The sequence below is a fragment of the Frankia nepalensis genome (assembly GCF_016786325.1).
GTDB classification, from domain to species: domain Bacteria; phylum Actinomycetota; class Actinomycetes; order Frankiales; family Frankiaceae; genus Pseudofrankia; species Pseudofrankia nepalensis.
This window is the reverse complement of sequence record NZ_JADWYU010000388.1, coordinates 1-12,707: the sequence shown is the minus strand read 5'-3', so window position 1 is coordinate 12,707 and position 12,707 is coordinate 1. Positions and strand designations below refer to the sequence as shown.

Sequence of the window (12,707 nt, the reverse complement as noted above, 5' to 3'; positions counted from 1 at the left end):
CCCCCCGGGGGCCCGGCCCGGCGGGCGGGGGGCCCCACGGCCACCGAGGCCAGCCCGGCGACAGTGCTGGCCGCGTCGACCCCTGCCGTGCCAGCCCCTGCCGCGTCGGCCCCGCCCGCCCCCGCGTCGGCCCCGGTCGGGCTGATCGGGGTGGTCGCGTGGCCGCTGGCCAAGCGAGCCATCCCGATCCTGGCCGTGGCCGGGGTCGTCGTCCTGGCCGTCTACCTGGCGGTGCGCGCGTCCACCGGCTGAGACCGCCGCCCAGGCCGCCCGGGCCGGCCGCCGGACAGCCGCGGCCGCCGTCTCCTCCTCGGGGCGGACCGGGCGGCCGCCCCGTACCGCCCCGAGCCCTCTTCGGATCCTTTGCCGAGCCGCGACCGCCGGAGGTTGCCCCGTGACCACCACCAGCACCGCCGTGTACTGGGATCCCTACGACCCGGCGTTCGCCGCCGACCCGTACCCGACCTACCGGCGGCTGCGGGAGGAGGCCCCGCTCTACTACAACGAGAAGTACAACTTCTACGCCGTCAGCCGGTTCGCCGACTGTGAGCGCGGCCTGCCGGACTGGAAGACATTCTCCTCCGCCAAGGGTGGGATCCTGGAGCTCATCCAGTCGGGCATCGAGATTCCGCCCGGCACGCTCATCTTCGAGGACCCGCCGATCCACGACATCCACCGCAAGCTGCTGTCGCGCGTCTTCACTCCGCGGCGGATCGCGCAGCTGGAGCCCAAGGTGCGCGACTTCTGCGTGCGTGCCCTCGACCCCCTGGTCGGCGAGCGGCGGTTCGACCTCATCGAGGCCGTCGGCGCCGAGATGCCGATGCGGGTGATCGGCATGCTGCTCGGCATCCCGGAGGCAGACCAGGCCGGCATCCGGGACCTAGCGGACGGCAAGCTGCGCACCGAGGACGGCGGCCAGATGGACTTCTCGGAGGGCGCGATCCTGTCCGGCGAGACCTTCGGCGAGTACGTCGACTGGCGTCGCGAGAACCCGTCGGACGACCTGATGACCGACCTGCTCACCGCCGAGTTCACCGACGAGAACGGCCAGACCCGCACGCTCACCCGCGACGAGGTGCTGACCTACGTCACCGTCGTGGCGGGCGCGGGCAACGAGACGACCGGCCGGCTCATCGGCTGGATCGGCTCCACGCTGGCCCGCTTCCCCGCGGCGCGCGCCGAGCTGGTCGCCGACCCGTCGCTGATCCCGGGCGCCATCGAGGAGATCCTGCGGTTCGAGCCGCCCGGCCCCTTCATCGGCCGCTACGTGACCCAGGACGTGGAGTTCCACGGACAGACGGTTCCGGCGGGCTCCGCGATCCTGTTCGTCGCCGCCGCCGCCAACCGGGACGAGGAGCAGTATCCCGACCCGGACGCGTTCGACATCCGGCGCCGGATCAGCCAGCAGCTGACCTTCGGCCTCGGCGGCCACTACTGCCTGGGCGCGGCGCTCGCCCGGCTGGAGGGGCGGGTCGCCATGGACGAAATCCTCAGGCGGTTCCCGAGCTGGGAGGTCGACTGGGACAGCGCCAAGCTCGCCCAGACCTCGACGGTGCGCGGCTGGGAGACCCTGCCGCTCGTCGTCGGCTGACGGTCGCCCCGGCGTAGGAGAAGCGAACCCTCGATGACCCAGACCCCAATGGCAAGCACCGTGTGGAGGGCCGGATGAAGCCCGCGCCGTTCGAATATCACCGACCCGGCAGCCTCGACGAGGCGACCGCGCTGCTCGCCGAGCTCGGCGACGAGGCCAAGGTGCTCGCCGGCGGCCAGAGCCTCGTCCCGATGCTCTCGCTGCGGCTGGCCTACTTCGACCACGTCGTCGACATCTCCCGGCTCACCGAGCTGCGGGGCGTCACCGCGGCGGACGGCTACCTGCGGGTGGGCGCGGGCACGACGGAGACCGCCGTCGGGGCCGACCTCGACGTGGCCAGGGCCGTCCCGCTGCTCACGCGGGCCACGCCGCTGATCGGGCACTTCCAGATCCGCAACCGGGGGACGCTTGGCGGCTCCGTCGCGCACGCCGACCCGGCCGGCGAGTACCCGGTCGTCGCGCTCACGCTCGACGCCGAGATCGAGGCGGTCTCGGCCGCCGGCGGCCATCGGGTCATCCCCGCGGCCGACTTCTTCACCGGGCTGTGGAGCACGGCGCTGGAGCCCGACGAGCTGCTCGTCGGCGTCCGGTTCCCGGTGTGGGGCGCGCGCAGCGGGTTCGCGGTCGAGGAGTTCGCCCGGCGGTCCGGCGACTTCGCGGTCGCGGGCGCGGGCGGCGGCGTCGCGCTCGACGCCGACGAGCGGGTCGCGCGGGCCGCGATCGGCCTGCTCGGGCTCGGCTCGACCCCGCTGCGCGCCTCGGGGGCGGAAGCCGCCGCCGTCGGCCAGCGCGCCGACGAGCTCGACGCGGCGGAGCTCGGCCGCCTCGCGATGAGCGGGCTGGAGGACGTCCCCGCCGACCTGCAGGGCTCGGCGGACTACCGGATCCGGGTCGGCGCGGCGATGGTGGCGCGGGCCTGGGCGGCGGCGAGCAACGAGGCAATCGGACAACGAGCGGCAGTGGGGGCACGTCCATGACCGAGCTGACAGTCCGGCTGACCGTCAACGGCGAGACGGTCGAACAGACCGCCGAGCCGCGGATGACTTTGGCCGACTTCCTGCGCGAGCGCTGCGGCCTCACCGGCACCCACCTGGGCTGCGAGCACGGCGCCTGTGGTGCCTGCACGCTGCTGGTCGACGGTGTCGCGGTCCGGTCGTGCCTGATGTTCGCCGTCCAGGCCGACGGCCTGTCGGTGACGACGGTCGAGGGCATCGCCGCGGCCGACGGCACGCTCTCCCCGGTCCAGGCGGCGCTGCGCGACTGCCACGGCCTGCAGTGCGGCTTCTGCACGCCGGGCTTCGTCATGTCGATAACGGCGCTGCTGCGGGACAACCCCACGCCGACCGACGAGGAGATCCGCGAGGGCCTGTCCGGCAACTTCTGCCGCTGCACCGGCTACCAGGGCATCCTCGCCGCCGTCCGCGTGCCACTGCTTACTGCCGCGCCCGGCGACGTTCGCTCGTACGAGAACGGCGGTCGGGAGATCAGTCAGACGTTCCGCGTCACGGGCGGCACGTCTGACTGATCTTGTTTTATGGGCGGGGCCGGCGATTTTCCTGGGCGCGGCTGGCGAGGCGGACGTTCGCTGAGGCGGCGCGAGCGCGCCAGCCAGCGCCGCGTCGTGGCGAGGAAGGGGCGACGAGACGCTCCTTCCCGCGCTCCTTCCCGTGAGCTTTCCCGCGCGCGTTGCCGCCGACGACCGCGAGCGGCCAGCGTCCGTGCCGACCGCGGCCACCGAGCCAGCTGGGGCCGGATCGTTCGGCAACGTGACTACTGATTGTTATTCTCTTGCGACTTTCGGTCGATGTTGTATGGGGTATGGCTGATGGCCGGGCGCAGGGTGGTGGCCTGGTCGCCCGGATGGTGTGTGGGACCCGCGGGTTCGCGGGAAGGTTGACATCGCCCCAGTGAGAATGGTCTTCTCGTGCCCGGAGAGCACTGCTATCATGGCCACCTGTCCGGGTACGGAAAGGACCGCACGACATGGCGCACTTCCCGAAGCCAGCTGAGGGCAGCTGGACGCAGCACTACCCCGACCTGAGCACGGCGGACGCCTCGTACGAGGACTCGATCTCGCCCGAGCACTATGAGCTCGAGCGCAAGGCGATCTTCGGTAAGACGTGGCTGAACGTCGGCCGGGTCGAGCAGCTGCCGAAGGTGGGCAGCTACTTCACCAAGGAGATCGACGCCGCCCGATCCTCGGTGATCATCGTGCGGGCCGCCGACGGCATCAAGGCGTTCCACAACGTCTGCCGCCACCGCGGCAACAAGCTGGTGTGGCAGGACTTCCCGCGCGAGGAGGTCTCGGGCACGGCGCGGCAGTTCACCTGCAAGTACCACGCCTGGCGGTACGACCTCGGCGGCGCCTGCACGTTCGTGCAGCAGGAGTCCGAGTTCTTCGACCTCGACAAGGCGAAGTACAGCCTGGCCGACGTCCGTCTGGAGATCTGGCAGGGCTTCATCTTCATCAACTTCGACAAGGAGGGCACCGAGTCCCTCGTCGAGTACCTCGGCCCGCTCGCGGCCGGCCTCGAGGGCTACCCCTGGGGCGAGATGACGTCGGTCTTCAAGTACAAGTCCGACATCGGCGCCAACTGGAAGCTGTTCATCGACGCGTTCGCGGAGTTCTACCACGCGCCGGTGCTGCACAACCGCCAGGCGGTCGCCGAGGAGTCCCGCAAGCTGCAGCAGTACGGCTACGAGGCCCTGTACTACCAGATCGAGGGCCCGCACTCGATGGTCTCGAGCTGGGGCGGCATGTCCCCGCCGAAGGACCCGAATATGGTCAAGCCGATCGAGCGGGAGCTGCGCACCGGCCTGTTCGGCCCGTGGGACAAGCCGTTCGACATCGAGCTGCCGCCGTCGCTCAACCCCGCCCGGCACAAGGCCTGGGGCGTGGACTCGTTCGTGTTCTTCCCGAACTTCATGATCCTGGTCTGGGAGCCGGGCTGGTACCTCACGTACCACTACTGGCCGACCGCGGTGAACCGGCACACCTTCGAGGCGGCGCTGTACTTCGCCCCGCCGAAGAACGCGACCGAGCGGCTGCGCCAGGAGCTCGCGGCGGCGACGTTCAAGGAGTACGGCCTGCAGGACGCCAACACCCTGGAAGCGACCCAGACCATGCTCGAGTCGCGGGCGGTCAGCGAGTTCCCGCTGAACGACCAGGAGATCCTGCTGCGCCACCTGCACCAGACCGCGCGCGCGTTCTGCGCCGAGTACGTCAAGACGACCCCCGGCGCCAAGCCGTCCCCGGCGCTGGTCTGACGCCCGGCCGAGCTGAGAAGGAGAGACCCGTGGCCAAGCTGCCCGCGGACTTCGCGGACCTGGAGCCGTTCACCGACTGGTGCCTCGACACCGAGGACGCCCGGTTTGCCAAGCGGTACGCCTCGAACATGGACGAGATGCAGGCGTTCTATGACGCGGTCTTCCCGCGCATCCAGGACGCGCTGACCTACCTCGACAAGTTCGAGCTCGAAGAGCTTTCCGAGGATGCCTTCAACCTGCTCCTCCTCTACTACTCGCTGTGCACCATCTCGTTCCCGGTGGAGGCGTGGCGCCAGCCGCGCGTGCCGGACGCGGGTGCCGCGCACATCTCCAACGTGCTCGCCCCCGCGGTCTGAACCGGTCCCTGACGGGCCGTCGGACCTCGGGACCAGCCCCCGGCCCCTCGCGGGCCGACGAGGCCCTGGCCGGTGCCGGCGAAGCCATGTTGACCAGCCCCGTCGACATGGTGACGCCGGCACCGGCCGGGTCTGTCTGTCCCGATGACCGTGCCGTCCCCTGGCATGGCTTCGGTCGACGCGGCGACCCACCCCGCGAAAGACTGGGGAGGCCGACCTCGCCAGCTGGACGATCACGACACAGGGGACTTACCGATATGGCACGAATCGAGCCGCTCCCGCTGAAGCAGTGGCCCAAGGAGATGCGGCAGGTGCTGGCCGCGCTCGAGCCGCCGGGGGCGCCCGCGAAGCTGTCCCCCGAGGGCCGTTCCAAGGCCCTGAACACGCTCGGGATCTACGCGTACCACACGACGCTGGCCCAGGCGTTCTTCACTTTCAACGGCCACATCCTGTCGACGAGCACCCTGACGCCCCGCCAGCGCGAGCTGCTGGTGCTGCGGGTCGCCGCGGCCCGCGGGGCGGGCTACGAGTGGCTGCAGCACACCTTCCTCGGGCGCGACGCCGGCCTGTCCGACGAGGAGATCCAGCGGATCGCGCTCGGCCCGGACGCCCCGCTGTGGGACCCGCTGGACGCGGCGCTGCTGCGCTCCGTCGACGAGCTGGTCGGCGACGGCAAGATCGGTGACGAGACCTGGGCCGTCCTCGCGGACAAGCTCGAGGTGAAGCAGATCCTGGATGTGATCTTCACGGTCGGCGCGTACGAGTCGCTCGCGTACCTGCTGCGCTCGTTCGACGTCGACATCGACGACGACATGCTGGCGGCTGTGGCCCGCCGTCAGTCGACCACCGCCTAGTGTCGCGACCGCCGAGGTCGGCCTGCTGCGCATGATCGCCGATAGCGCGCTGGGGAGGTCGCGGACATGGTCAGGTCACGACCTCTCCGGGGCAGAAACGGCGATCATGCCCTGTGTCGAGACAGGGCGAACCTCGGCGGGCCGGCACCAGCCGCTGGCGCGGGGGCCGGCCCGCGCCCTGCTCGAGTGGGCACCCCGACCAGGGTCGGCTGCTTCCGCTGCCTGATACACCCCGTCACCCTCGTCGGCGAGGAGGCCGTCGCCCAGGGCCCGGCCGCCACCGACAGAGCCGTCACCCATCGAGCCCGCACCGAACCGAGCCCGCACCGAAGGGAACCACGCGCAGATGACCGCGGCAGCAAGCGACAGCCTGGCCGGCAAGGTCGCCATCGTCACCGGCGGCGGATCGGGTATCGGGCGCGGCTGCGCGCTGCGCCTCGCCGCCGACGGCGCGAAGGTCGGCATCTTCGACCTGAGCGACGCGAACGCCAAGGCGGTCGCCGAGGAGATCCGGGCCGCCGGCGGTGAGGCGCACGCGGTGACCGTCGACGTCTCCAGCCGGGAGCAGATCGACCGGGGCGTCGCCGAGATCAAAAGTCTGTTCGGCCCGGCCACGATCCTGGTGACCTCGGCCGGCAAGGAGGGCTTCCGCCGGTTCCTCGACATCACCGCCGAGCAGTGGCAGTCCCTGATCGACATCAACCTCACCGGCACGTTCCACTCCTGCCAGGCCGTCGTGCCCGACATGATCGAGGCCGGCTGGGGGCGGATCGTGACCATCTCGTCGTCCAGCGCCCAGGGTGGCCAGCCCCTCATGACGCACTACTCGGCCTCCAAGGGCGGCGTCATCACCTTCACGAAGTCCCTGGCGTTGGAGCTCGGCGAGCACGGGATCACCGTGAACACGATCCCGCCCGGATTCATCATCACCCCGATGACCGAGCGCAACGCCGCCAAGGGCCGCCTCGGCCCCGGCGGCCTCGACGCCGTCATCGCCCGCACCCCGGTCCGCCGCGGCGGCCAGTCCGAGGACATCGCCGCCGCCTGCGCCTTCCTCTGCCGCGACGAGGCGAGCTACGTCACCGGCCAGATCATCGGCGTCAACGGCGGCCGCAACACCACCTCCGCCGTCTTCTAGGCCTGGCGGGTCTGGGTCGTTCGCCGGATGAGGGCACCGCGTGTTCCGTGACCGCGGGGCCGCGTCACACCGGTGGTGGCGCGAGGGTGGGGCAGCGGTCGCGGAGGAACTCGTGGGGGTAGCCGAGGCGGATCTCGCTGGCCGCGTCGAGGGAGGCGAGCTGGGCCGGGGGCAGGACGAGGCGGGCGGCGCCGAGGCTGTCGCGCAGCTGCCGCGCGCTGCTCGCGCCGAGGACCGGGATGAGGCCGTGGGCCCTGACCCAGGCGATCGCCACCCGGGCCGGGGTCGTGTCCAGCTCGGCGGCCACCTCGGCCAACGCCTCGGCGGCCCGTGCCTGCGCGGCCGGCACCGCGACGCCGCCCGGCGCCCGCCTGGCGAGGCGGCCGCGCGCGAGCGGGCTCCAGGCCGCCACCGCCAGGCCGAGCTCGTCGGCCATCGGCAGCAGCTCCCGGTCGGCCGTCCGCGCCAGCAGCGAGTACTCCACCTGCACCGCCGCGAGCGGTGTCCAGCCACGCAGCGACGCCACCGTCGCGGCGCGCGCCACGACCCAGGCGGGCATGTTGCTCACGCCGACGGCGAGCACCTTGCCCGCGCGGACCAGGTCGTCGAGCGCCCGCAGCGTCTCCTCGACCGGCGTGTTGCGGTCCCAGGCGTGCGTCCAGAGCAGGTCGAGGTAGTCGGTGCCGAGGCGGCGCAGCGTGGTCTCGACCGTGTGCCGCAGGGTCTTGCGGCTGGACCCGCCCGAGTTCGGGTCCGCCGGGTTCGTCGGCAGGGTGAACTTCGAGGCGACGACGACGGCGTCGCGCTCGGACGCGACGAGCCGGCCGACGATCTGTTCGCTCTCGCCGGCGGCGTAGTTGTTCGCCGTGTCGACGAAGGTCCCGCCGGCTTCCCGGAAGGCGGCGTAGATCTCGCGGCAGACGCGTTCTTCCGATCCCCAGCCGGCCCGGGTGCCGAACGTCATCGTGCCGAGGGCCAGCTCGCTGACCCGGATGCCGGAGCGGCCGAGCACCCGTTGGCGCAGCGTCGTGGCGTCCCCGTGTACCCAGGCCGGTGGGGGCACCGCCGCAGCCGACGGCATCCCCTTCGGCGGTGCTTCCGGAGGGGATGCCATCGGGGCCGCGGGCGCGCTAGCTCCGCCTCCGGAACCGGCCTCGCCGACGGTCGCGCTAGGCGTCGTCATCGGCCACCCAGTTGACGAACCGGTGCAGCGGGTACATGCCGTCGTGCGGGTTGCCCATGGTGCCGGTCATGGCGCTGCCGAGCCTGACGACTCGCTGCACGCCCGCCGTGGCGAGCAGGTCGCGAATCTCGGCCTTGCGTTCCGGAGGGTAGACGCCGACGGTCTGCGTCGCCACGTTCGCGAACTGCGTCGCCTCCCGCAGCGAGGCGACCGGGACGACGTTGACGGTCTTGTTCGTCGGGTGGAAGTCGACCGGCTCGGGGGAGCGGACGACGAGGCCGGAGCCGTCGTACTCCCCCCAGATCCGGTAGTCCGGCTCCAGGAACCGCATGCCTTCGACGGCCTCCCGGATCTCACTGGGTGTGGCCGGCCCTATGGCGCTGGCGAACTCGCGGTCGACGTTCAGCCGCTCGCGCAGCAGCGCGCAGAACCGGTCGAGGCGTTCGAGCTGTTCGTCGTCGTCGGCGCACTCGACGGCGATGTGCCGGGCGGCGAGGCAGGCGTCCTGGTTGAACACCGTCGCGTCGGTCGCCGCGAGCTCGGCGACCTCGCGCATGGTCTCCTCGTCGGCGAGCGCCTCCCGGCCGATGATCGCCATGGAGACCTTCGGGTCGAAGGCGACCAGGTGGAAGCCCGGCCCGGTGTACTTGATGATGTTGTTGATCGCGGCGCCGCCACCCCAGCCGATGATCTTGTCGAAGTACTGGGCCCGGTAGAGGACGTTCTCCACCTTGGCGTCGCCGCCGCGCCAGTACACCGCCGACATCGAGCGCAGTACCGGGTGCTCCGGGTCGATGTCGGCCATCGTGCGCAGCACGGCGACGGCGGTGAACGGGTCGGCCGACGGCAGCTTGAACACGTTGATGGCCTTGACCAGCGCCGCGTCGGCGATGGAGGTCATGGCGCCGGACGGGGAGTTGCCGGCGAGCATGTGCACGAGCCGCGGCGGGAACGCGCGGATCCGAGTCGTCCGGCCGTGCGGGTCGGTGTGCGCCACCCAGCCGTCGAGGACCCGCGGGTCGCGGAACGTCTTCTCGAGGCGGAACTCCATCGACTGCCGGGTGAGGAACTGGCCCGGCCGGCGGAAGGTGTTCTCGATCATCCGCCGGGGCATCTGGCTGACCTGCGCGGTGAGCTCGAGGGACTCCTGCAGGTAGGGGTTGCGCTCCAGTTCCAGGTGCTGGGCGACCTCGACCAGGTAGTCGATGATGTCGGTCAGCGGGACGTCGAAGGCCGGGCCCTGCTCGGTGCGCGGGGTGATCAGCTCGTTGAAGTTGATCCGCGGCGTCACGAACGGGACGCCGAAGTCGCGCGAGGCGTACTCGACGTCCTCGCCCCAGACGACCCTGCCGCGCACGACGTGCGGGACCTTCAGCTTCTTCGGCCTGGCCGGCTCGGACGGGGCGAGGCCGGGCGAGGGAGACGCGGGGGAGGCGGTGGGTTCGGTGATGGTCATGTGCCGCTCCTTCAGTTGTCGATGAAGCCGCGGACGTAGGCGTCCATCGTGCCGGCGCAGGTGATCTTGTCGCCGTCCGGAAGGTCCTTGTAGCGGGTGATGTCCTCGAAGACGGTCGGCCCCTGCCTGCCGCACGGGCAGCCGCCGAAGTCGGCGACGATCTGGTCGCCGCTGATGGTCCCGCCCCAGCGGCCGTCGACCGAGAGGTCGAAGAAGGCGGCTCGGCCCTCGGCCTGGCCGTCGGAGGTCGGCGCGAGCGTCTCGCCGAACTTGTCGAGCACGAACAGGACCAGGCCCGCAGGCACGTGGTAGCGGCCCGCCAGGCACTTCACGCTGCGCAGGTTGACCTCCTGCATCGCGTAGTAGTGCAGGAAGCGGTTCGGCTGGATGTTGAGCAGCTCGAAGATCCGTTCGCGGTAGTCCGGTGGCAGGGTCATGCCCTTCAGCCCGCCCGCGACCTGCAAGCCGTTGGTGCCGGTGATGTCGCCGGGCGCAACGCCCTTCTCCCGCAGGATCTCGTTGAGGCGATATAGCAGCGGGAACATCGAGTTGAAGAAGATGTTCGCGTCCTTGTGGGCGATGACCTGCTCGGCCAGGTACTGGAGCCGCTCCTCGACGTCGGCCTGCCTGCGGGCCCCCTCGGCCTCGAAGGCGGCGACCTCGCCCGGGGAGGCGGTGCCGTCCGCGATCGCCCGGCGCATCGCGCCGAGCCGCGCCATGTACTTGTGGTGGTCGGTGACCGGCCTCGACTCCGGCAGGGGGAGCGCGTCGTCGCGGCGGTAGTTGTTCAGGAAGACGTCGCGGATGTACATCGCGGAGCTGATGCCGGTGTCCGGGCCGACCGGGACGACGTGCCACACCTTCGCCGGCGGCATGCCGAGCCAGGTCAGGCTGTCGAGCAGGTTCTGGCCGGATGCCTCGCGGTCGGCGACGGTCTTGTTGAGGAACGACGCCTTGCCGGACGTGCCCGACGAGCTGGAGACGAGGTGGCCGTGCTCCTCGAGCCGGGCGATCCAGCCGTCGAGATCCTCGACGCCCTCGACGTCGACGTCGACCCGGTAGGTCGAGACCGAGTCGAGCCAACGGCCCAACTGCTTCCACCGCCCCCGGGAGACGATCGACTCCGGGTAGCTCTTGTAGGTCGTGTGGGGGAAAAGCAGCCCGACCATGTCCTCGGCGGAGCGGATCTCCTCGATGCCCTCGGCCTTCGCGCGCTGCGCGAGCACCGGCACCTGCGCCCGGCGCTCCTGGAACCGGGCGTCGAGCGCCGCCGTGGTCGCCGGGGCGAGGCCGGCCTGCTGGCTGGTGGTCACGGACATGACGCCCCTCTTCTGCGATGGGTGCTGGGAGGTCTGTGGAGGTCGGCGCCCGGCGTGACGGGGCCGCCTCCTCACCTCGCGCGGCGGGCACGCGGCCCTCGGCGCTTTTACTACACCAGCCAGTCTAGTTTTAACCAGACTCCTGCGTCTAGTTGTTGCGCTGGTCTGCCAGACTGATGGTCATGACGTCGCCCGCTGAGACGAGGCCGCGCCGCGGTGGCCGGCCCACCCGGGAGCAGGCGGCCCGACTCGACCTGGACGTGCGCGAGCACGCGCTGCGGCTGTTCCTCGACCACGGCTACGAGGGCACGTCGATGGAGGCGATCGCCCAGGCGGCGGGCACCACGAAGGCGTCGCTCTACGCTCGCTACCCGAGCAAGGACGCGGTGTTCACCGCGGTCTTCGGCTGGGCGATGGGCCGGCCGGACTGGCCGGCGCCCGAGCCGGAGCCGCCCGACCTCGACGACCTGGAGGGCGCGCTGGCCGCGATCGGCCGGGCGGCGCTGCGCCGCGCGCTCGACCCGTCGATGGTGAAGATGAGCCGCATCGCGATCGCGCAGGCGGACCGCTTCCCCGAGCTCGCCCGCATGATCCAGAACTCCGGCACCGGCAACTGGTGGCGCCGGCGGCTGGTCGCCGACCTGCTGCGCCGGCACGCGGAGCGCGGCGCCATCGCGCTCGCCGACGACCCGGACCGGCTCGCCGACCTCTTCCTGGGGCTGGTGTCGGGCGGCCCCGCGCGGCTCGCCTCGTTCGGGATCGTGCGCGACCCGGACGAGCGGGAGCGCCACCTCCAGGCCGCCGTTCGCCTGTTCCTGCGGGCCGTCCGTCCCTGATCTGCCGGGTCGGACCACCGGAAGCTGGCCCGACCTGCCACTCGCTAGTGGCAGAAGTCGCATAGAACCGTTAATGTGACGCTGACATCAAAGTTAAGTGCTGGACACGGGGGCGGCGTGGCTCACGGTGTGGGGCCTGCCGGTCCGGTGACGTGTCCCGCGCGTGTCCGGAGCCGAGGGTCTCGTGTCCTTGGCCGGACGGCTCGCGGGGCTGACTTCACGCGGCGCCTGACCCCGCCGCGCGGTGTCCGGTGCCGGGCGGCGGAGGCGCGATCCGCTATGCCACGCCGCGGGTTGGTGCCGAGATCAGCCCCAGCCCGCGACGTCGACTGCCGCGAGCGCGGCATGGCGGGTGGCCCGCCTCGCGAGCCAGGCGTCCAGGCGCCGACTGGTGGGGTGTTCCGCGGGTGCCGGGTGGCCACCCGGCTCTGGGCACCGTCCGCTCTCGTCTCGCACGCCCTCGGCCATCCATGGAGGATGCAAGCCGCATGCTGCTCACTGTCGCGCAACGATTAGGCCGCAGCCTGTTGGTGGTGTTACTGGTCACCATGGGCTCGGTCGGGTTATTAAGCTTGGCGCCTGGTTCCGCCGCCGCCGTCATGCTGGGGGAGAACGCGACCCCGGACCAGGTCGCGGACCTCGAGCATCGGCTGGGCCTCGACAAGCCGGTGTGGGAGCAGTATCTGAGCTGGCTGGGGAACGCGGTT

11 protein-coding genes and 2 pseudogenes are annotated in these 12,707 nt (G+C 71.3%); 10 read left to right on the top strand and 3 right to left on the bottom strand.

The genetic code is table 11. The features are described from left to right. The 8 genes and pseudogenes from I6A81_RS42375 to I6A81_RS42340 form a co-directional block, all read left to right on the top strand. Positions 1-252 (top strand): annotated as a pseudogene (locus tag I6A81_RS42375) (SRPBCC family protein); the annotation flags it as partial. Between the two features lie 142 nt (positions 253-394). After that, positions 395-1,591, top strand: a complete 1,197-nt coding sequence (locus I6A81_RS42370; protein WP_203008333.1) for a cytochrome P450 — start codon at positions 395-397, stop codon at positions 1,589-1,591. A 74-nt stretch (positions 1,592-1,665) separates the two neighbouring features. Further along, a complete protein-coding gene (locus I6A81_RS42365) occupies positions 1,666-2,568 on the top strand; it encodes an FAD binding domain-containing protein (protein WP_203010533.1) in 903 nt (300 codons plus the stop codon). Continuing rightward, entirely contained in the window at positions 2,565-3,116 is a 552-nt protein-coding gene (locus I6A81_RS42360) for a (2Fe-2S)-binding protein (RefSeq protein WP_238430855.1), read from the top strand. Before I6A81_RS42365 ends, I6A81_RS42360 begins: the two co-directional genes overlap by 4 nt. A gap of 458 nt (positions 3,117-3,574) precedes the next feature. Then, a complete protein-coding gene (locus I6A81_RS42355; protein WP_203007154.1) occupies positions 3,575-4,858 on the top strand; it encodes an aromatic ring-hydroxylating oxygenase subunit alpha in 1,284 nt (427 codons plus the stop codon). 29 nt (positions 4,859-4,887) lie between these two features. Then, positions 4,888-5,214, top strand: a complete 327-nt coding sequence (locus I6A81_RS42350) for a hypothetical protein (RefSeq protein ID WP_203007153.1) — start codon at positions 4,888-4,890, stop codon at positions 5,212-5,214. A 257-nt stretch (positions 5,215-5,471) separates the two neighbouring features. Then, positions 5,472-6,068, top strand: coding sequence for a carboxymuconolactone decarboxylase family protein (locus I6A81_RS42345; protein ID WP_203007152.1), 597 nt, complete (start codon positions 5,472-5,474; stop codon positions 6,066-6,068). Positions 6,069-6,414: 346 nt separating this feature from the next. Next, positions 6,415-7,206: an SDR family NAD(P)-dependent oxidoreductase gene (locus tag I6A81_RS42340; protein WP_203007151.1), complete on the top strand. Its 792-nt coding sequence runs from the start codon at positions 6,415-6,417 to the stop codon at positions 7,204-7,206. A gap of 64 nt (positions 7,207-7,270) precedes the next feature. Here the strand turns inward: I6A81_RS42340 and I6A81_RS42335 are convergent, their stop codons facing one another. The 3 genes from I6A81_RS42335 to I6A81_RS42325 all read right to left on the bottom strand — a co-directional run bounded on the left by I6A81_RS42335 (position 7,271) and on the right by I6A81_RS42325 (position 11,164). After that, positions 7,271-8,269, bottom strand: a complete 999-nt coding sequence (locus I6A81_RS42335; protein WP_307875261.1) for an aldo/keto reductase — start codon at positions 8,267-8,269, stop codon at positions 7,271-7,273. Positions 8,270-8,375: 106 nt separating this feature from the next. After that, positions 8,376-9,845, bottom strand: a complete 1,470-nt coding sequence (locus I6A81_RS42330) for an acyl-CoA reductase (protein ID WP_203007149.1) — start codon at positions 9,843-9,845, stop codon at positions 8,376-8,378. 11 nt (positions 9,846-9,856) lie between these two features. After that, positions 9,857-11,164: a hypothetical protein gene (locus I6A81_RS42325; RefSeq protein ID WP_203007148.1), complete on the bottom strand. Its 1,308-nt coding sequence runs from the start codon at positions 11,162-11,164 to the stop codon at positions 9,857-9,859. Between the two features lie 182 nt (positions 11,165-11,346). Here I6A81_RS42325 and I6A81_RS42320 point away from each other — a divergent pair, with 182 nt between their 5' ends. Further along, positions 11,347-12,000, top strand: coding sequence for a TetR/AcrR family transcriptional regulator (locus I6A81_RS42320; RefSeq protein ID WP_203007147.1), 654 nt, complete (start codon positions 11,347-11,349; stop codon positions 11,998-12,000). A gap of 488 nt (positions 12,001-12,488) precedes the next feature. Beyond that, a pseudogene (locus tag I6A81_RS42315) lies at positions 12,489-12,707 on the top strand (ABC transporter permease); the annotation flags it as partial.

Bases quoted from the DNA above. Each gene is read 5' to 3' on its own strand.
- I6A81_RS42365 (WP_203010533.1), top strand. From the start codon at position 1,666: ATGAAGCCCGCGCCGTTCGAATATCACCGACCCGGCAGCCTCGACGAG.
- I6A81_RS42360 (WP_238430855.1), top strand. From the start codon at position 2,565: ATGACCGAGCTGACAGTCCGGCTGACCGTCAACGGCGAGACGGTCGAA.
- I6A81_RS42325 (WP_203007148.1), bottom strand. From the start codon at position 11,164: ATGTCCGTGACCACCAGCCAGCAGGCCGGCCTCGCCCCGGCGACCACG.
- I6A81_RS42355 (WP_203007154.1), top strand. From the start codon at position 3,575: ATGGCGCACTTCCCGAAGCCAGCTGAGGGCAGCTGGACGCAGCACTAC.
- I6A81_RS42320 (WP_203007147.1), top strand. From the start codon at position 11,347: ATGACGTCGCCCGCTGAGACGAGGCCGCGCCGCGGTGGCCGGCCCACC.
- I6A81_RS42340 (WP_203007151.1), top strand. From the start codon at position 6,415: ATGACCGCGGCAGCAAGCGACAGCCTGGCCGGCAAGGTCGCCATCGTC.
- I6A81_RS42345 (WP_203007152.1), top strand. From the start codon at position 5,472: ATGGCACGAATCGAGCCGCTCCCGCTGAAGCAGTGGCCCAAGGAGATG.
- I6A81_RS42330 (WP_203007149.1), bottom strand. From the start codon at position 9,845: ATGACCATCACCGAACCCACCGCCTCCCCCGCGTCTCCCTCGCCCGGC.